Raw genomic sequence first — 19368 nt, 5'->3', positions numbered from 1 at the left:
AATATCATCGATTTTTAGTCATGGATTTTTGAATATTGCGCTCGCCGGCTCTTCCACGTAAACTGAAGAAAAGGAGGGTGATTTTTATACTGACAGCACTCAATAATGGTCAATTATTTACAGTCCAAGCACATCATACACGAGAACAACTAATTGAGCTTCGACAGAACGGCACCTTTGTTTGTCCTGCGTGCAAAGCTCCTGTCGTCTTAAAGGTCGGCACAAGGAAAATCCCCCATTTCGCTCATCGCCAACAATACTCCTGTAGGCCAGGTGGTGAACCGGAAACACAGCTACACTTGCTAGGTAAGTTCAAGTTATCTTCTTTTTTTCGTGAAAAAGGCATTCCAGCTCATGTCGAAAAATATTTAGTCTCAATCAAGCAGCGTCCTGACTTGCTGGTCAAAAACTCAGCAATCGAATTTCAGTGCAGCACATTGCCTATCGAGCAAGTACTAAAGCGTAGCCAAGGATACACAAAGTCAGGATTTCAAGCTATATGGATCCGCGGCATAGAAAAGCTAATAGCTCCAGGAATGACTATTTTTCATATCCGCCCTTTTGAAAGAGCAATGCTTCGAGGGGCATCACTTCATCCTCATCTTCTGCATTTTAATCCTCAGCTTTCCCTCTTTTTTTATTACTCCAATCTTTTTTATATACAAGGAAATAGATGGATCGGCAAGGCATCCGTATTGCCGATGGATGCGCAAAGTTTCCCGTTTGCCGTCCCGAAAATGGTGACTCCGTCAGAGTATGCACAAGCCATGTCTCTTATGCGCATAGAAAACAATAAGTTTTTCCGTTCTCAATTATTTGCAAAGAATCGCATGAGAAATTCCTTTTGGCGTTTAAGCTATGAACTTCAGCTCGAAAGGGAAGCGATTCCAGAGATTTTTGGCCTGCCGTTTGCCGGCGGTCATTTGTTTTTAGAGCATCCTGTCATTTGGCAAATGAAAGCGGCTCTGATGATTGAATCAGGAAAACCTGTAGAAACTTTATTAACTGATGGGCTAGTAAAACTTGCGTCTCCAGCGGTGGATAAGCATTCCCTTATTAAGGTGCTTTTGGCATATGAAACTATCTATAGAAATGGACGATATGTTGGTTTTTCAAAAATGGTGGATATTTCCTATCATCTGCTTGCAAAAACGTGGGAAAATTGAGAAAATGAGATGTAATTCGTTTCCCTAAACAAGGGATAGAGGAGGCAGCCAAATGACGGAAAAATTAATGACGAGAGATCAAGTGCCTGCAGAACTGACTTGGCGCTTGGAGGATATTTTTGCGACTGATTCACAATGGGAAGAAGAATTTAAAGCCGTTTCGATTTTAGCTGAGAAAGCTGGACAATACGAAGGCACATTATCTGAAGGGCCAGATGCCTTATATGCTGCACTGAGCTATAAAGATGAACTGTCTGAGCGTTTACGTAAATTGTACGCGTACTCACATATGCGTTATGACCAGGACACGACAAACTCGACTTATCAAGCAATGGACAGCCGCATTAAATCTTTATTTGCTAAAACAGCCGCAGGTTTATCTTATATGACCCCTGAAATCTTGTCTTTGGATGAAGCGGAGCTAGTTCGTTACGTAGACGAACACAAAGGTTTGAAGCTTTACCAACATGCGCTTGAAGAACTGAATACAATGCGTCCGCATGTCTTGAAAGCAGAACAGGAAGCCTTGCTTGCACAAATGTCTGAAGTCGTTGGAGCATCTTCTGAAACCTTTGGTATGCTCAATAACGCTGATTTGGAATTTCCGGAAATCGAAAATGAAGACGGCGAAAAAGTACAGATTACGCATGGCAATTATATTCGCTTTATGGAAAGCAAAGATCGTCGCGTGCGCGAAGACGCATTTAAAGCAGTCTATGCGACATATGGAAAATTCCGCAATACATTTGCTTCTACTTTATCGGGCAATGTGAAACGGGATAATGTCCAGGCGAGAATCCGTAATTATTCATCAGCACGTCAAGCGGCGTTGTCAGATGATCATATTCCAGAAGCCGTGTATGATCAATTGGTCGAGACCGTCAACAACAACCTGCATCTATTGCAGCGTTATGTTGCCTTGCGTAAAGAAGTGCTTGGAGTCGACCAAGTCCATATGTATGATATGTACACACCGCTCGTTAAAGAAGTCAAAATGGAAATTCCCTATAACAAGGCGACCGGCATGATGCTGGATGGCCTGAACGCGCTTGGTGAAGACTATGTGGGCATCGTTAAGTCCGGCATCGATAATCGCTGGGTAGACGTCAAAGAAAACAAAGGCAAGCGCAGCGGTGCTTATTCTTCAGGAGCATATGGAACCAACCCGTATATTTTGATGAATTGGCAAGACAATGTAGACAACCTCTTCACTTTGGCGCACGAATTTGGCCATAGCGTCCACAGTCATTACACGAGAGAGAATCAGCCATTCGTTTATGGTGATTACTCTATTTTCGTGGCAGAAGTTGCCTCGACAACAAATGAGGCTTTATTGAACGAGCACTTGGTCAATACTACTGAAGATGAGCAGGAGCGTATTTATTTGCTCAATCACTGGCTAGATGGATTCCGTGGGACAGTATTCCGCCAAACGATGTTTGCTGAATTCGAGCACGCGATCCACCAGATGGACCAAGATGGTGAAGCTTTGACAGCTGATCGATTGACGGAAGTCTATTATGAGTTAAATAAAAAATATTTCGGTGAAGATATGGCAGTAGACGAGGAGATTGGCCTGGAATGGGCGCGTATTCCTCATTTCTACTACAATTATTATGTTTTCCAATATGCAACGGGCTTTAGTGCAGCTACTGCCTTGAGCAAGAAGATTTTGGAGGAAGGAGAGCCTGCGGTTGAACGTTATATTAACGAGTTCTTGAAAGCCGGCAGCTCTGATTATCCGATTGAAGTCTTGAAAAAAGCGGGCGTCGATATGGCCTCGCCGGAACCAGTCGAAGAAGCTTGTAAAGTTTTTGGTCAAAAGCTTGATGAGTTGGAAACTTTGCTTAGAAAAAATCTATAGAAACATTCCATACAACCTCTGCAGAGACAGCCTCTTGCAGAGGTTTTTTAGCTTCTGGAGAAGAGGACAATGATGAAGCCTGAGGAGCCATCACATTAACATTCGAAGTAATTTACGGATTATTATTTCAAAATGGTACGATCCTTTGAATGAAGCGAATTTATCTCGATTTCTGATGGCTATAAATTATTTTAATATAATTATTGAGTGCAATTAAAATATGGAAGCGCTTGCTATTATGACAGATTTGTGAAAGAGTTTGTGATTTATTGCTTTAACTATTATGGCGTGATATTATTAAGTTGTGAAATTAATCACATACAAACATACACCCCTTTGTTTGAGCGTGAACATTTCTCCCATCCCCTTTGTGTAAGATAAGAAAGGCGCCTTCCGGACGTGGAAGGCGCCTTTCGCTATAGTTACAGAAAAAAATAAGCTAAGCTCCCAAAAGGGGCTTAGCTTATTTTACAGAGTGTTGAAGAAGTCTATGGTTTGCTCTCAACTATAAAAAAATAGCGTCTTTTGCTTTCTTCAACAGTCAATGACCTCTCTAAGTATTTGGAGAAGCGTTCGCTCGACTCCAGTGGTAAAGCGAGACGACCGAGACCCCGGAAGGCGCGTAGCGGCTGAGGAGGCTTGGGCGCGAGCCCACGGAAAGCGAGCGATAAGCTTCGGAAAATACGACTTTTCACCTTTCTCGACAGCCTGAAAAATAAGCTAAGCTCCCAAAAGGAGCTTAGCTTATTTTACTTTCCATAATGTTTCATCCTGCAGGGGGATGCGTTCTAGTTTCTGTTGCAGCACTTGTTTTTTCAGTTCGCGTTCAGCCGTTTGTTCGCTGATATTGTAAATACTCGCGACTTCATGAGTAGCCATCGTTGGGTACTTAACGAATAGGTCATCGAGAGAAGGCGGGGATTGCCGGTTGAGCCGGTCTTTCCCTAGCATTTCCTGTAGGATGGTCAGATAGACGTCGTATGAATAAAGGCCAGAAACTTTGACGCCTTCGTCTTCGATGCATTCATTAAAAAAAACGATGCTTGGTACTTCAGAAACTTCCATCTCCCTAGTGATCCGAAGATCGCATTGGAATGCTTTAGCGCTATGAACTGAATGGAAATCATCTTTGAACTCGTCTTGGTCCAGTTCCGCTTCCTCAGCGATTTCAAGCAATACATCATAGGAGGTAACGTTTCTCGATTGTAAAAAGAGATGTTCTTGTAGTTTGTATAGGAAACGATTGCCTGCCCGTTTGCCCTGCAATTCAGCCGCTTTGATGGCGACAGATGGAAGGGCGGGATGTTCAAGCTCATCGCCATCCATTTCGGCATTTTTTATACTCATATTCAAGGTAGACAATTGCGTGCTCAAAATCATTCGCATGGAAAAATAATGGCCGTATTCGATTTGCATTTTGCGGATGATCGATTGAAGTTCCCAGCATGCGGGATTCATTGGATCCATGAACACGTATAATTCCATTGGTTTGCAGGAAACTTGGTGTTCGCGGATATCCTCTGCCAGATCCAGATTGCTCACTCCAACTCCTCCTCACTGTCGTAATCATTCACCATATGGTGTGCGGTCAAAACGAGACGATTGAAAAACGTCTCGCGGAATTGGCCGCTGAGCCCGACTTCATCCATTGCTTCACTCATGCACTCCAGCCAGGCTTGAGCGCGGTCTGGAGTAATTGGGAATGGATGATGACGTGCTTTTAGACGGGGATGCCCGTGTTCGGCTGAATAAATATTTGGGCCGCCCAAGTATTGTGTCAAAAACTGTTTTTGTTTTCTTGCGGTCTCGGTTAAATCATCAGGGAAAATGGGTGCAAGCTGCGGATGTGCTGAGACGCGAGAATAAAAAGCGTCCACCAGATTTGATAAAGTTTCCGCACCGATTTGGTCGTACGGAATAAGCGGTTTTCCAGTCATCAGTCTTGTCCCCTTTGTGTTTGCTGTAAAACCATTCTATCAACGCATGGTAAATATCTCAAACAAATCGCATGCCTTAACACGTGTAGGCGTCTTTTAGCGCTTTGAAGCAGCCTTCATAAAACGTGCGATTTTCTTATCTGAAGGACGGATGGGGATCTGTTTTTCTTCCAGTAAGGACATGAAAGAATGTTTTCCAGCGGCTTCGTCCGTTACTTCATATTCCAGCTCGTAATCTTCTAGTCCCAAATATTCTGAGTGATCGAGCACAAGCAACCCGCCCTTGTACTCGACTTCTACACGGTGGGTCGTCAGTGATCCGATGAGCGATAAGTCAGAGGAGGAGACCCCTAGCCGCTCGAGTTCAGCTGTAACTTCCGGCGCGTCAAATTGATTGTGATCCAAAACAGCTGAGGCTTGTTCTTGGCTTAACGCATCGGTTGTCTCATAATTGCCTGAAGCGGCCGGTGTTTTAAGCGTGCACTCAAATCGGTTGCCGATGCTGCGAAGCCGAAGGGCCGCTTTTTGGTCGCGTAGTTGGAAATCGGCTGTGTCGAAATAATGGTTGGTCTGGCTGATCGGTACTTCTTGTAACTCCGCCAGTAATAAGTTGTATTCTTCTTTCGTCAGCATGTTCTTGAATTCGATTTCGAGTTCTTTTGTCATCTGTTCACCTCATAATCCCTGCTCTGTCATGCCACTTGCTTGGTCTTTATAAAAAGCAAGGAAGATCGCACTAGCAGGGGGATTAACCGGCAGCCAGCCCAAGACATACGCCTTTGCCCATAGCTGCTGGCTTTGCCATTAATTTCATTATCGGATAGTTGGATGCAATCTGCAACGTAGAGCCTTGCTGTGGTAAAATAGCGGTATGAAGAAACAGCCCTGTGCTGGGCTTAAAAGATAGAAAGAGTAAGCAAAGCAGTAAGGAGGGCCAGACATGGGGCAATGGAATCGTTTTTTGGCACCGTATAAACAAGCGGTCGACGAGATGAAAGTAAAATTCAAAGGAATGCGTAAACAATTTGAAACGAATAACACGAATTCACCGATTGAGTTCGTTACCGGCCGTGTGAAGCCGTTGGCGAGCATTTATGATAAAACCTTGGAAAAGGGGCTGTTGTTTGAACCGTCGGAAGAATTAGCGCGTAATTTACAGGATATAGCCGGTTTGAGGATGATGTGCCAATTTGTAGGGGATATCGAAACTGTTGTGGAGCTATTGCGCCAACGCAACGATTTGCGGATCGTTGAGGAAAAAGATTATATTTCACATGAAAAGCAAAGCGGCTATCGGTCGTATCATGTCATCGTGGAATATCCCGTGCAAACAATTGATGGTGAGCAGTTGATCCTTGCGGAAATTCAAATCCGCACCTTGGCGATGAATTTTTGGGCATCGATTGAGCATTCTTTGAACTATAAATACAAAGGTGTGTTTCCCGAAGAAATCAAGCTTCGTCTGCAACGCGCAGCGGAAGCCGCATTCCAGCTTGATGAGGAAATGACGCAGATCCGGGACGAAATCCAGGAAGCGCAAGCCTATTTCAGCGAATACAAAGAATCTCCCGGAACCAGATTTCCGGCGGATGCAGAAGGAGGTCGAAAGGATTCATGAAATTTTATATCATATCGAGAAGTGATGAGTTATCCAATCGATTGATGGGAGAGGCACGTGAATATCTAGAGGATTTCGGAATGGAATGGAATGAAGAATTTCCGCAAATCGTCTTGTCGATCGGTGGAGATGGCACTTTACTCCACGCCTTCCATAAATATAGCGATCGTTTGGATACTGTCGCATTCGTCGGAATCCATACAGGCCATCTCGGGTTTTATGCAGACTGGAAGCCGATTGAAATCGAGAAACTCGTATTGGCCATTGCCAAAAAAGAATTCGAAGTCATTGAGTACCCCTTGTTGGAAGTGACGGTGCATTACCGGAACGAACAGGAATCTTCCACGTATTTGGCCTTGAATGAATCGACTGTCAAATCCCCAGATGTAACGCTTGTCATGGACGTTTTCTTAAACGACAGCCATTTTGAACGTTTCCGCGGAGATGGTCTGTGTATGTCAACGCCCTCAGGGAGCACGGCGTACAATAAAGCACTCGGCGGAGCGATCATCCATCCATCCTTGCCGGCGATGCAATTAACCGAAATGGCTTCGATTAATAACCGGGTGTTTCGGACTGTCGGTTCTCCGTTAGTCTTGCCATCGCATCATCGCTGCACCTTGCTACCGGTAAAAGCGCCAGACTTCATGGTAACTGTTGATCACCTTCAATTGCTTCATAAAGACGTTGAATCGATTGAATACCGCGTGGCAAAAGAAAAAGTACGCTTTGCCCGCTTCCGTGCATTCCCGTTCTGGCGCCGTGTTCATGACTCCTTTATTGACAGTGAATTGTCGGAGGACTGAGCACATGAAAGCATTTCAAGTTGAATTTACGGCAACAAAGCAAGGTCTGCTTCGAGAGGCGCTTCAGCATTATGGAATTTCTAAAAGAACCTTGGCTTCTGTGAAATATGGCGGGGGCCATTTGCTGGTCAATGGATCAGAAGTGACGGTTAGGCATCCGCTTGAAGCTGGGGATGCTGTAACCGTTATTTTTCCGAAAGAAATTCAAGGTAAAGGACTGACAGCGGAAGCAGGCCCACTTGCCATCGTCTATGAAGACGATGCATTATTAATCGTTGAGAAGCCGCCTGGGCAAAACACGATCCCATCGCGCGAGCAGCCCTATGGCAGTCTCGCAAATGTGGTCGCTGGACATTTCGAGCGCCACGGCATTCCATCGACGCTGCACATCGCAACGCGACTGGATAAAGATACTTCAGGACTGGTGTGCATTGCGAAAAACCGTCATATCCATCATTTATTGTCTGTGCAGCAACAGGAAAAGCGCATGAATCGTCGTTATGAAGCATTTGTTCACGGCGAGGTTGCTTCCCAGAAGGCATTAATCACTGCGCCAATCGGCCGAAAAGGCACGAGCATCATCGAACGTGAAGTAAGGGAAGATGGCAAGTTTGCAGAAACTGAAATGGAATTGATTCAGTCGATGGCAGGTATTAGCCATGTCCGCTTGAAACTGAATACTGGCAGGACTCACCAAATACGCGTTCATTTAGCACATGTTGGGCATCCGTTACTTGGTGATGATTTGTACAGTGGTGAGCGCAAGTTGATTTCAAGGCAAGCCTTGCATTGCACCGAATTGCAACTCGACCATCCCGTTTCCGGAGAGCGGTTAGCCTTTTCATCTGCCCTCGCAAAGGATATGCGTGCATTGCTTCAGTCATAAAGATGAAAGCGGTCTGGCTGGTAATCCTGTTTTGACGTCACTTGGCAAATCTCCATTTCAGGAAAGCGTAAAGCAGTCAAAGCTCCGCCAAATACGCAACCCGTGTCGATATTGACGCTGTTGTTTTTGAAATAAGGAGTTTCGACTGGGGTATGTCCATAAACAATCCACGGCGTTCCTTTATAGCTTTTCGCCCAGTTGCCGCGAACCGGACGGCCATCGGAATGGTACCTTCCGGTGATTTCGCCATACAAGGCAAACGTAATGATGCGGCGGCTCAGTGCTTCTCCAATCATATCCTGGCGCAACCCGGCGTGCACGACGATCAAATCATCACGCAGTTGAAGATATAAAGGAAGCTTTTCATAAAAACGGATAAATCGTTTTTTGAATTGTTGTTGGGCGCCTTTTTCAAGCAGGCGCCATTCGGCTACGGTCATTTCCAGTCCGTGCAAGAGCTCGACAGGATTGCCCTTGAAAAAACGATAGAGTTTATTGCAATGATTGCCGGGGGAATAATGCAAGATGCCTGCATCTTGCATATCGAACAATAGCTGCAAGACGGCGAGGGATTTTGGGCCACGGTCCATCGCATCGCCGACAAATGCAAGACAACGGCCATCCGGATGCACAGGAAGGCCATTTTCGAATCGGTAGCCGAGCTGTTCGATTAATTCGATCAGCTCATCAAAACAGCCATGGACATCACCAATCACATCAACATTCATAATTCTTCAGCTCCTAACTGCTAATGGCTGATTTTAGTGTACCGCATAAAAAGGAAAAAACTGAAACGATTGAAAGGAGGGAGTATACATGATGGAAGAAACGAAGATCCGTGATGAAGAACTAAACGAAGAATTGATGCATGAACTGCTGCAGCAAGGGGATGTGGAAGCATTCCGAGAAGAGTTTTTATCCCACCATCCATACGACCAGGCAAGCTTTTACGAAAAAGCGGAAGGCGAAACGAGGCAATTGCTCTATCAGTATCTCTCTCCGAAAGAAATGGCGGATATTTTTGAAGCTATTGAAGTAGATGACGACGAATACGAAGATTTGTTTAAAGAAATGGATACGCGCTATGCATCAGACATCTTGTCCTATATGTACACAGATGATGCGGTTGACGTACTGAATGAATTAAACAAAGATCAAGTCGCCAGCTATTTGACGATTATGGATAAGGATTCCGCGCAGCAAATCAAGGACTTGCTGCATTACGAAGAGTATACGGCGGGATCGATCATGACGACAGAGTTTGTCGCCATCCCGAAAAACTCAACTGTGCGTTCTGCCATGAATATCCTGCGCAATGCCGCGCCGAATGCCGAAACCATTTACTATGTCTTTGTCATCGACGAAGACCGTAAATTATCCGGTATTGTGACCTTGCGTGATTTAATCGTAGCTGATGAAGACACGTTAATTGGGTCCATCATGAATGACCGGGTCGTCAGCGTCCAAGTGAGCGAAGATCAGGAAGAAGTCGCGCGCATGATCAAGGACTACGACTTTCTCGCACTGCCGGTCGTCGATTTCCAGGATCACCTGCTCGGCATCATTACGGTCGATGATATCATCGACGTGTTGGATGAAGAGGCGTCCGATGACTACTCTAAACTAGCCGCCGTCTCCGACATGGATACCTTTGACAGGGGGCCATTGACAGCTGCGAAAAAACGCTTGCCGTGGCTTATCTTGCTGACATTTCTCGGTATGATAACTGCAAACTTGATGGGCATGTTCGAAGCGACGCTCGATCAAGTGGCGCTGCTTGCTGTGTTCATCCCGCTGATTGCCGGCATGGCTGGGAATAGCGGTACGCAAGCGCTCGCTGTGGCTGTGCGTGGTATTGCGACAGGGGACATCGAGGAAGAAAGTAAGATGAAGCTATTGTTCCGCGAAGCGGGGACTGGCCTGATTACAGGCGTCATCTGCGGTGTTGTGGTCGTGGGGCTCGTTTATTTTTGGAAATCGGAGTTGGTGATTGGGATGCTGGTCGGCACAGCAGTGGCAAGTTCAATTTTTGTCGCGACGCTAGCTGGTTCGTTTATTCCCTTATTGATTCACCGCATGAAAATCGACCCTGCCGTGGCATCCGGCCCATTTATCACCACGTTGAACGATATCATTTCCATTCTCATTTATTTAGGTTTAGCGACGACTTTTCTAACGAATCTATAGGCAATGAGTAAAATGAAGAAAGATTTTAGAAAGTGCAATTGCACTTTCTTTTTTTATGAGGTAATATTAGTACCAGGTAATAATATTAGGAGGTCTATATATGTCGATTTCATTAAAAGACAAAACATACGTTATCATGGGTGTCGCTAATAAGCGCAGCATTGCATGGGGAATTGCGCGTTCATTGGATGCCGCTGGAGCGAACTTGATCTTTACATATGCAGGGGAGCGCTTTGAAAAATCAGTGCGTGACTTAGTTGCAACACTTGATGGCAATCATGAGCAGATTTTGCCTTGTGATGTGACAAGTGATGAAGACGTCGAAAAATGCTTCCACACCATCGAAGAAAATAATGGCAAAATTGACGGGCTTGCGCATTGCATCGCATTCGCAAAAACGGAAGAATTGTCAGGGGATTTTTCGGATACATCGCGTGAAGGCTTCCTATTGGCGCATAATATCAGTTCTTACTCATTGACGATTGTTTCGAAATACGCGAAACCGTTGATGTCAGAAGGCGGCAGCATCGTAGCCTTGACTTACATTGGTGGAGAACGCGTCATGCCGAACTATAATGTTATGGGTGTGGCGAAAGCTTCACTCGAAATGTCTGTCCGTTATTTGGCGGCAGATCTCGGGAAGCATGATATTCGCGTCAATGCGATTTCATCAGGCCCTATTCGCACATTGTCTTCTAAAGGCGTCAGCGATTTCAACTCGATTTTGCGTGAAATCGAAGAAAAAGCTCCGCTTCGCCGCAATACAACACCTGAAGAAGTCGGCGACACGGCCGTGTTCTTGTTCAGCAATATGTCTCGCGGCATCACCGGAGAAGTGTTGCACGTCGATAGCGGCTACCACGTATTGTAAAAAGGCATAACAAAAACCCTTCCAGATTTTCCGGAAGGGGTTTTTTGTTATAGCGTTTTTTCCATTTGTCGATGCGGAATGCCAGCGTCCATGAATTCAGGTGATACCACATCATAGCCAAGGCGTTCGTAAAATGAAATGGCATGGCTTTGAGAGTTAAGCTGTAAGCGGAAATAGCCGATTGACCGAGCATATTCCTCGAGTTGTTCCATCAGCTCTGCTCCAAAATGATGCCCTCGGTATTCTGATAAAACACAGACGCGCTCGACTTTTCCAACGCCCTGTTCATACTCGCGAATGCGGGCAGCAGCGATTGGTTGTTCCAGTTCATAACCGATAAAATGAGTTGCACTGTCGTCATGCTCATCCATCTCGACATGAAGAGCAACGCCTTGCTCATCGACGAACACTTTTCGGCGAATATCAAAAGCTTGTTCTTTTTCCAGTTCAGTTTCAACGATTTTCACTTTCTGCAATTAAGCTTCATCTCCTGACAAACGGAAGGTGTCGAAGACTGTCCATGAACCATCTTCCAATTGATAGAGCAAGTGGACACGGTCGATCGTCTCTGCGTGGTCAATGCCAGCCATTTTCAATTGGCCGTACACATCAGCATGCTCCGAATCCGATAGTTTTTGTGCGATGGTAATATGGGGCACAAATGGGTGGTCCGGCATGCCGCCAAGAAAATCAGAATGGAGGTCTTCGTGAAGATCCAATAGCTCTTTGGATGGCTCAATTTTGAAGTATAAAGCGTTCGTCACCGGAGTAAACGTGCTGACACGCGTTGCGTGAATGCGGAATGGCTTTTGGCGTTTGGCAATATTGCCGAGTTCTTCAGCCATTGCTTTTACTTCTGAGTCATCTGCTTCAAAAGGCCCTTTTAATGTAATATGGGGCGTGATCAACTCATAATGCGGGTCATAGCGCTTCCGGTAGGAATTCGCCAAATCTTGTAGTTTTTTTGATGGAAATGCTGCAATACCATATTTCATAATCAATAGACCTCCTCATCTAATAAATGTGCTTCTCTTCAATTATATCAAATTGTTCGCTTTGTTACTTGAAAGCCTACATGCCGAAATTCATCAGCAAGGCCCGCTTCAGGTCAGGCTGCCAGAATTTCCATGTATGGTCTCCTTTGAATTCTTCGTAAAACAGGGAAAACCCTTTATTTTTCATCAACTCATTCAACTCGCGATTCGGCGTTAGAAAATCGGCAGTTTCTCCATTGGTTAGCTTCACGTTTGTTTCTTCCGATCCGATGACGTGATAGACCGTAAATGAATTGTTCATCGAAAAGTTCTCGACGGCCTTAATCATTTCAGGTCCAACTTTCGGCGACTGAAGAATGACGCGCCCAAAAATATTAGGGTATTTGAGCGCCGCCATCAAAGAAACGGTCGCTGCCAGCGAATCACCAATCAATGTCCGTCCCATGCCTACTTGGTAGCTAGGATAGTTTTCATCGAGATAAGGCGCTAGCTCATGTGCAAGAAAACGCAAATAAGCACCATGCTGTTCACCGGTCGGTTCGTATTTCCGATTGCGGTCTTCTACGCTTTTATAAGGAATGCCGACGAAGATAATATTTTCGATTTTCTGATTTTCCAGCAGTTCATCGACGACGCGCGGAACACGGCCAAGCTGGAAATAATCCTTGCCGTCGGATGCGATGACGAGGCTGTATTTATAGAGGGGAGAATAGTTTGCCGGCAAGTGGACGAGCACTTGCATCTCTTCTCCCAAGGCATCGCTATAGAGCGTGAAATCTTCTACGCTTCCTTTGTTCATGGTGTTGCCTCCTTCAAAATTCTATTGTACAAAAATTGTAACATATTCCCCTATGCAAGGTATAATGGACAGGAAGACAAATCCAAATAGAGAGAGGGGATGGTATCATGGATGGAGGACATTTCCGTGTGCATTCAGAAGAAGTAACCAAAGCAACCCATGAAGCTTTGGAAAGAAGAGGTGTCACGATTAAAGACATCGCAGAGATCGTGTTGGAAATGCAATTGCCTTATAATGAAGGATTGACTGTAGAACATTGTGCCGAATCAGTCGAAAGTGTCTTGCGCAAGCGAGAAATGCAGCATGCCCTCCTAGTCGGCATTGAACTCGATGAATTGGCCGAACAAGGGAAGTTGTCCCAGCCACTCCAACAAATCGTCGGTTCGGATGAAGGCTTGTTCGGTGTGGATGAAATGATCGGTCTCGGCGCAGTTCTTACGTATGGCAGCATTGCCGTAACAACATTCGGCCATTTGGATAAAAACAAAATTGGCATTATCCATAAGCTCGATACGAAATACGGTGACCACGTCCACACCTTCCTTGATGACCTTGTATCGAGCGTCGCCGCCTGTGCTTCAGCACGTATCGCACACCGTACGCGCGACTTAGAGGAAGAAGGCCGAAGCTTCGAAGATTTGAAACCAGAAGAGACGACACCCGAAACTCACGTGCCTGGAGCAGAAATATAAAAAAAGGGTTTTATTGCCATAAATTTGGTTTGAAACCGATTCCATTGGAAAAAATTAAATTGACAGATGGACAGAAAGTCATGGTATTATGAAGGATGAAAGAAACTATAGATAAAGGGAGGCCGATTTATGTTAAACAAAAAGTTTGGATTCTATGCGACTGTCGCTTTGGCCGGATCCGTATTTCTAGCAGGCTGCGGAGACGATGCAGCAACTGAAGGTGAAGGCGGCGGAGCAGCTGAGCCGGAATTCATTAGTGTGTTGACTGGTGGAACAACAGGAACTTACTATCCGCTAGGCGGAGCGATGGCGACGATCATCGAAAATGAAACAGGCATCGATACGACTGCTGAAGTCTCACAGGCTTCTGCAGCCAATATGACATCACTTGCTGATGGCACAGGCGAAATCGCTTTTGTGCAGACAGATACGGCTTTCTACGCATCTGAAGGTTCGAACATGTTCGAAGGGGAAGTTATCGACAGCGTATCCGCTATCGGAGCACTTTACCCAGAGACAATCCAAATCGTCACGACTGAAGGATCAGGCGTCACGGCGTTTGAAGACTTGGCTGGCAAATCCGTATCTGTTGGCGCACCTGGTTCAGGTACGTATATCAACGCGGAACAATTGCTTGAAATCCACGGCATGACGATGGACGATATCGACGCACAGAACTTGGACTTCGGCGAGTCGCAGGAAAGCTTGCAATCGGGCCAAATTGACGCAGCATTTATCACAGCTGGAACGCCAACGGGTGCAGTTGAAAGCTTGAGTGCCACTTCTGATGTAAACATCGTTCCTGTTGCAGCTGATAAAGCGGCGGAACTAATCGAGAAATACCCATACTATGCTGAAGATGTCGTTCCATCCGGTACGTACGGATTGACTGAAGAAGTTGCGACAGTGTCTGTTTTGGCTATGCTTGTCGTCCAAAACGATATTTCGGAAGATACAGTCTATGACATTACAAAAGCTATTTATGAAAACACAGATCAAATCCAACACGCTAAAGCTGAATTCATCAAATCGGAAACAGCTCTTGATGGCATCGGGATTGACATCCATCCTGGCGCTCAGCGTTACTTCGACGAAGTAAACGAATAAGAATTGATCAGAATAACAGGCGATAAAGCGCAAGCTTTATCGTCGTTATTTATTTTTTGTCGTTAGGGGGACCATCTTGCAGAATAAAAAAGTTCTCAAAATCCTTCTTATGTTAACCATCCTCACCCTTATTTGCTCCGCACTTTTCTTCATCCCATATGAGAAACACTTCGTCTTCATCGATTCGGAAACAAATGAAGTGACAGCGCGCGTTCCAGTTGTTGAAGAGCGCTTTAAGATTCGCTATACGCATTCGATCCATTTATCGGATGTCATCGAAAGTTACCGCCTTGATAAGGACGGGCAATTGGTGATGACAGAACTTGAATACGAAGATTTCAATATCGGCATGCCGTCGAATGCAGGAGAAGGGGAGCGCTTTGTCGAAAAGGACGGGAAATACTTTATTCAAGATATGAAGCGGAAGCTGCCCGAATTCCGATTGCTAGTCGGGGACGTGGACGCGGAACTCGCTTTCCTTATCGCAGGAAAAGAACTCGACTTGAAGAAGAGTTTGGAAAGAGGCAAGATTTACACTTTCCGTGCCCAGCGCCTTTCCATTTATCAGCAATTAGAAGGAGTGAACATCTATGAGTGATAAATTATCGCCAGAAGAAAGAGAAGAGAAAAAACTTCCACCAGAAGATGAGAGCCATATCTCGGAAGAAAAGCAAAAAGAAATTCTTCAGAAATACGATCCGGAGTCGAACACCCGTGATTTATCGGGCATCATCAAACATGTCGTGTTTTTCGGGCTGTTAGCGTTTTCCTTGTTTCAATTGTATACCGCCGTTTTCGGCCAATATACAGCGTACATCCAGCGCTCGGTCCACTTAGGATTTGCGCTGTCGCTCATTTTCATCTTGTTCCCGATGCGCCGCCGGAAAGGCGAGCGTCATAAAGTGGCTTGGTACGATTACATACTCGCCTTATTATCTATCGGTATCGGGGCTTATTGGCCGATCATGTATGATGATTTGGTATTCCGAATCGGCCGTGTGACGGAACTTGATTTGATTGTCGGGATTTTAGCTGTCATTCTGACACTGGAAGCAACGCGTCGGGCCGTCGGGATGCCGATTACAGTCATCGGGATTCTGTTTTTAACCTATGGATTCTTCGGCCCGTATTTCCCAGGATTTTTGCGCCACCGCGGGCAGGATTTGGATTCCTTGATCCAGTTGATGTTCTATACAACGGACGGAATTCTTGGTACACCGATCGGGGTCTCTGCGACGTTCATCTTTACGTTCCTATTATTTGGTTCGTTCTTGGTCAAGACAGGGGTCGGGCAATATTTTAATGACCTTGCCGTGTCATTGGCTGGGAATTTGACCGGGGGGCCGGCAAAAGTGGCCATTTTCTCAAGTGCCCTGCAAGGGACCATTTCAGGAAGTTCAGTCGCAAACGTCGTAACATCGGGATCTTACACGATTCCGATGATGAAAAAGCTTGGGTATAAGAAAGAATTTGCTGGCGGTGTAGAAGCTGCAGCTTCTACAGGCGGCCAGTTGATGCCACCAATCATGGGCGCGGCAGCGTTCCTAATGGTTGAATTTATCGGCGGCGTCACGTACTGGGAAATCGCCAAAGCCGCGGCGATTCCAGCACTGTTGTACTTTACAGGAGTTTGGATCATGACGCATTTCGAGGCGAAACGAATCGGCTTGAAAGGCCTATCGCCTGAAGAAATGCCGGACCGCAAGGAAGTCTTGAAGAAAATTTATCTACTGACGCCAATTCTTGCTATCATCTTGTTCCTGCTGGTCGGGGTGCCAACGATGCAAGCGGCATTGTACGGGATTTTGCTGACGATTTTTGTCAGTGCTTTCAATAAAGAAACACGCCTTGGCTTTAAAGACATCATCAATGCGCTTGTAGACGGTGCCAGAACGGCACTCGCCGTCGCTGCAGCAACTGCTACGGCTGGGATTATCGTCGGAGTCGTCGTTAAAACTGGCCTCGGCTTGTCATTGGCAAACGGCCTCGTTTCGGCATCTGGCGGCAATGTGCTCTTGACATTGTTCTTCACGATGCTTGCAGCAATTGTGCTTGGCATGGGTTCACCGACTACGGCAAACTATGTTATCACGTCTACTATTGCCGCTCCTGCCATCATTACCTTATTGATGGTCGATGAGCCTGCTGGTGCTGCTGTACCGATCGTGGTCGCATTGTCTGCGCATTTGTTCGTTTTCTATTTCGGGATCATCGCAGATATCACGCCTCCGGTTGCGCTCGCAGCCTTCGCAGCTTCCGGTATTTCAGGCGGGGAGCCAATCCGGACCGGGTTCAATGCGGCGAAGTTAGCCATTGCGGCATTTATCATTCCGTATATGTTCGTCTTGTCGCCTGAACTATTGATGATCGATACAACCTGGACCGAATTGATCTGGGTGTTGATTACAGCTATCTCCGGAATGATCGCTATTGGTGCCGGATTGATCGGTTATTGGTACCGGAAGCTCAATTGGATTGAGCGAATCATCACATTTGTGACAGGAATTGCCTTGATTTACCCGGAAGGATTCACGGATCTGATCGGGGCGGCAGTCTTTATCATCTTGTTCGCAATCCAATGGATGTCGAGAGAGAAAAAGACCAAAAAAGCTCAAACGGCATAATAAAAAAGGGGGCTGTCTCATAAGTCCCTAAAATAAAACAGACGGAGAAAAAATTCTTTTTCTCTGTCTGTTTTTGATTTATCGGTGAGGCACCTGAGAGTAGTTGGCTGATGAGAATGGAGACGGCGACTCCAGCGGGAACAGTGACTGAGCTAAGCGAAGGAGCGACGCAAGCCGAAGACCCTGGACTGAGCGAAGCGAGGGAAGCGGCTAAGGCCGTGCCCGCGGAAAGCGTCCGTCGAAATGGACATCAGCCATTTCTTTAGAAGAAAAGAGACTGCCCCTCTTTTTTTGTTTTGGGCAATAATAAAAAACACCAGCCGGAAAACCGGCTGGTGTTTGTGCAGCGCGTAGCATGCATTTGATGATTCCTACTGGGCTCGAACCAGCGACCTCTACCCTGTCAAGGTAGCGCTCTCCCAGCTGAGCTAAGGAATCGCAATCTCAAGGACATTTATTATTATATATCCCCGTTTTAAAAAAGACAATAGCTTTTGTAAAAAAACTTTTAGCTTTTTAGAAACCAGCTTTTTTGGTTAGCTATCCAAGAAAATGCTCCATTCGATAGTCGTCCGGTCTCCAATTACAGACCAGCATTCTAACGCTGCGCCCGTTCCGTCCAGCGGATTAAACTCCAACGCCAATCTGGCAAATAGCGGTCCCCAAAATGGAGCAGGTACTTTTTTGATGAGCGGGATGCGCAGTGGCCAATGAAGTTCTGGCCCATTTTGAAATTCACGGCCCGCCAATTTCAATGAGCTATGTAAGTCATTTAAGGCTCCACTAGGCTCGATATGTAAATAAAATCGCTCGCCATCTTTTGAAAATCCAATATCGCTGGCATGAAAATCTGGTGCCGCAATAGTAGAAACAATTGGTTCTAGTGCTGCCTTCAATTGAAGCGGGGCGGTCTGTTCAAAAGCTAGCAGCGGAATGTGTGGCAATTGAAGCGCCGGTGTGGCATTCGGCTGGCGCAGCTGGTTTTGAAGGCCTTCGATTACTGCAGAGCTGCGGTAGTCAAGGCGCAGGACAAGCAATTGCATGATATTCCTCCTCTTATTATTGGCCGGAATTGCGGAAACCGGCGTCTCTTGCTTGTTGTTCTGTGCAGAACCATTGTTCAGGATTGGTGCCTTCATAAGATGGAGAGCCAGGCAGGTGATAGATTTTATTGCCGCTTCGGTTTATATTGCCTTTGATGCGGCAGTCGTCATCCGTATCGATGCTAGTTGCTTCTGTTTGTTGATAAGCATCTGCATTGAATCCACGGTCTGTCGAATAATTTTCAAATTCCCAAATGCCGATTTCTGCATCCTTTGCTTCGGCTTCGGCCTCACGGAATTGATCGACATAGCGCGTGTTTGGCGGGAAAACATAAGCGACACGAGCGAATCCTTCTTCAAGCAATTGTTCCTGTACGCTCTCCCCATCCGCGTAAAAATACGCGAGTAAGCGATCATAGTCGTCAAAGCGATCGCCGTCATCGAACTCAATTTCGATTTCCTCGGCCTGTTCAAGCAGTTCGCGGTTGCGCTCTGTCGCTTCTTGGCCGAGTGGCTGCTCGCCGAACCTAGGGTGGTTGGTTTCCGGTGTGTCGACTAGTAAATAACGCACCGTCGTTTCGTTCCCCTCATAGATAATCTTAACCGTATCTCCATCGATGACCTGGGTGATTTCTACAGCCGTTCTGCCTTCAGTATTCACCGTGTCGGCGCTCTCAGAAAAAGTACAGCCTGACAATAATAGCAAGCTGATGAGTAAGATGAATGGTTTCATGGCAATCCCTGCTTTCTATATCGAATTATAGCGAAAACCA

At 45.9% G+C, this 19368-nt stretch carries 20 protein-coding genes and 1 tRNA gene; 11 read left to right on the top strand and 10 right to left on the bottom strand.

Annotated features, from left to right (window positions below; genetic code table 11):
- Window positions 1–77: 77 nt before the first annotated feature.
- A complete protein-coding gene (locus BBI11_RS10785) occupies window positions 78–1166 on the top strand; it encodes a competence protein CoiA (RefSeq protein WP_068463171.1) in 1089 nt (362 codons plus the stop codon).
- 52 nt (window positions 1167–1218) lie between these two features.
- Window positions 1219–3030 (top strand): oligoendopeptidase F, encoded by a 1812-nt coding sequence (gene pepF, locus BBI11_RS10780; protein ID WP_068463169.1) that lies wholly within the window; start codon window positions 1219–1221, stop codon window positions 3028–3030.
- Between the two features lie 744 nt (window positions 3031–3774).
- Here pepF and BBI11_RS10775 read toward each other — a convergent pair.
- The 3 genes from BBI11_RS10775 to BBI11_RS10765 all read right to left on the bottom strand — a co-directional run bounded on the left by BBI11_RS10775 (window position 3775) and on the right by BBI11_RS10765 (window position 5633).
- Window positions 3775–4572, bottom strand: a complete 798-nt coding sequence (locus BBI11_RS10775; RefSeq protein ID WP_068463167.1) for a ClpXP adapter SpxH family protein — start codon at window positions 4570–4572, stop codon at window positions 3775–3777.
- Window positions 4569–4967: a globin domain-containing protein gene (locus BBI11_RS10770; protein ID WP_068463165.1), complete on the bottom strand. Its 399-nt coding sequence runs from the start codon at window positions 4965–4967 to the stop codon at window positions 4569–4571. The genes BBI11_RS10775 and BBI11_RS10770 overlap by 4 nt, the downstream gene beginning before the upstream one ends.
- A 96-nt stretch (window positions 4968–5063) precedes the next feature.
- Window positions 5064–5633 carry a CYTH domain-containing protein gene (locus tag BBI11_RS10765; protein ID WP_068463163.1) on the bottom strand — a complete coding sequence of 190 codons (570 nt, stop codon included), beginning with the start codon at window positions 5631–5633 and terminating at the stop codon, window positions 5064–5066.
- Between the two features lie 274 nt (window positions 5634–5907).
- On the opposite strand from BBI11_RS10765, the gene yjbM reads away from it, so the two are divergent.
- Genes yjbM through BBI11_RS10750 form a run of 3 tightly spaced genes read left to right on the top strand, consistent with a single transcriptional unit; the run spans window position 5908 to window position 8277 of the window.
- Window positions 5908–6585 carry a GTP diphosphokinase gene (gene yjbM / locus BBI11_RS10760; RefSeq protein WP_068463154.1) on the top strand — a complete coding sequence of 226 codons (678 nt, stop codon included), beginning with the start codon at window positions 5908–5910 and terminating at the stop codon, window positions 6583–6585.
- Window positions 6582–7391: an NAD kinase gene (locus BBI11_RS10755; RefSeq protein ID WP_068463152.1), complete on the top strand. Its 810-nt coding sequence runs from the start codon at window positions 6582–6584 to the stop codon at window positions 7389–7391. Before yjbM ends, BBI11_RS10755 begins: the two co-directional genes overlap by 4 nt.
- A 4-nt stretch (window positions 7392–7395) precedes the next feature.
- Window positions 7396–8277 (top strand): RluA family pseudouridine synthase, encoded by an 882-nt coding sequence (locus BBI11_RS10750; RefSeq protein ID WP_156889060.1) that lies wholly within the window; start codon window positions 7396–7398, stop codon window positions 8275–8277.
- Here BBI11_RS10750 and prpE read toward each other — a convergent pair.
- Window positions 8268–9005 (bottom strand): bis(5'-nucleosyl)-tetraphosphatase PrpE, encoded by a 738-nt coding sequence (prpE, locus tag BBI11_RS10745; protein ID WP_068463149.1) that lies wholly within the window; start codon window positions 9003–9005, stop codon window positions 8268–8270. The genes BBI11_RS10750 and prpE overlap by 10 nt on opposite strands.
- 88 nt (window positions 9006–9093) lie before the next feature.
- On the opposite strand from prpE, the gene mgtE reads away from it, so the two are divergent.
- Together mgtE and fabI are read left to right on the top strand one after the other, a co-directional pair.
- Window positions 9094–10464, top strand: coding sequence for a magnesium transporter (gene mgtE, locus BBI11_RS10740; RefSeq protein WP_068463147.1), 1371 nt, complete (start codon window positions 9094–9096; stop codon window positions 10462–10464).
- A gap of 100 nt (window positions 10465–10564) precedes the next feature.
- Window positions 10565–11335 carry an enoyl-ACP reductase FabI gene (gene fabI, locus BBI11_RS10735; RefSeq protein ID WP_068463145.1) on the top strand — a complete coding sequence of 257 codons (771 nt, stop codon included), beginning with the start codon at window positions 10565–10567 and terminating at the stop codon, window positions 11333–11335.
- A 47-nt stretch (window positions 11336–11382) separates the two neighbouring features.
- On the opposite strand, the gene BBI11_RS10730 is transcribed toward fabI, so the two are convergent.
- The 3 genes from BBI11_RS10730 to BBI11_RS10720 form a co-directional block, all read right to left on the bottom strand.
- A complete protein-coding gene (locus BBI11_RS10730) occupies window positions 11383–11811 on the bottom strand; it encodes a GNAT family N-acetyltransferase (RefSeq protein WP_068463143.1) in 429 nt (142 codons plus the stop codon).
- Window positions 11812–12330 (bottom strand): YjcG family protein, encoded by a 519-nt coding sequence (locus BBI11_RS10725; RefSeq protein WP_068463141.1) that lies wholly within the window; start codon window positions 12328–12330, stop codon window positions 11812–11814.
- Between the two features lie 76 nt (window positions 12331–12406).
- Entirely contained in the window at window positions 12407–13129 is a 723-nt protein-coding gene (locus BBI11_RS10720) for an alpha/beta hydrolase (RefSeq protein WP_068463139.1), read from the bottom strand.
- 107 nt (window positions 13130–13236) lie between these two features.
- Here BBI11_RS10720 and BBI11_RS10715 point away from each other — a divergent pair, with 107 nt between their 5' ends.
- From BBI11_RS10715 to BBI11_RS10700, 4 genes are all read left to right on the top strand, one after another.
- On the top strand, window positions 13237–13821 hold the full coding sequence (locus BBI11_RS10715; RefSeq protein WP_068463134.1) for a phosphatidylglycerophosphatase A family protein: 585 nt from the start codon (window positions 13237–13239) through the stop codon (window positions 13819–13821).
- 129 nt (window positions 13822–13950) lie between these two features.
- The gene (locus BBI11_RS10710; protein WP_068463132.1) at window positions 13951–14928 is read left to right on the top strand and encodes a TAXI family TRAP transporter solute-binding subunit; all 978 of its coding nucleotides are present in this window, start codon (window positions 13951–13953) and stop codon (window positions 14926–14928) included.
- A 109-nt stretch (window positions 14929–15037) separates the two neighbouring features.
- Window positions 15038–15526: a DUF1850 domain-containing protein gene (locus BBI11_RS10705; RefSeq protein ID WP_237150260.1), complete on the top strand. Its 489-nt coding sequence runs from the start codon at window positions 15038–15040 to the stop codon at window positions 15524–15526.
- Complete coding sequence (locus BBI11_RS10700; RefSeq protein WP_068463128.1) at window positions 15519–17552, top strand: TRAP transporter permease; 2034 nt, start codon at window positions 15519–15521, stop codon at window positions 17550–17552. The genes BBI11_RS10705 and BBI11_RS10700 overlap by 8 nt, the downstream gene beginning before the upstream one ends.
- Window positions 17553–17917: 365 nt before the next feature.
- Here the strand turns inward: BBI11_RS10700 and BBI11_RS10695 are convergent.
- From BBI11_RS10695 to BBI11_RS10685, 3 genes are all read right to left on the bottom strand, one after another.
- Window positions 17918–17990 (bottom strand) — tRNA-Val (locus tag BBI11_RS10695).
- A 98-nt stretch (window positions 17991–18088) separates the two neighbouring features.
- The gene (locus tag BBI11_RS10690; protein WP_068463126.1) at window positions 18089–18595 is read right to left on the bottom strand and encodes a hypothetical protein; all 507 of its coding nucleotides are present in this window, start codon (window positions 18593–18595) and stop codon (window positions 18089–18091) included.
- Between the two features lie 16 nt (window positions 18596–18611).
- Window positions 18612–19328: a thermonuclease family protein gene (locus BBI11_RS10685; RefSeq protein WP_068463124.1), complete on the bottom strand. Its 717-nt coding sequence runs from the start codon at window positions 19326–19328 to the stop codon at window positions 18612–18614.
- Between the last annotated feature and the right edge of the window lie 40 nt (window positions 19329–19368).

The sequence above is a fragment of the Planococcus maritimus genome, from assembly GCF_001687625.2.
In the GTDB taxonomy this organism is placed as follows: domain Bacteria; phylum Bacillota; class Bacilli; order Bacillales_A; family Planococcaceae; genus Planococcus; species Planococcus maritimus.
The sequence above is the reverse complement of the archived record's forward strand: the minus strand, read 5'-3'. Positions and strand labels throughout refer to the sequence as shown.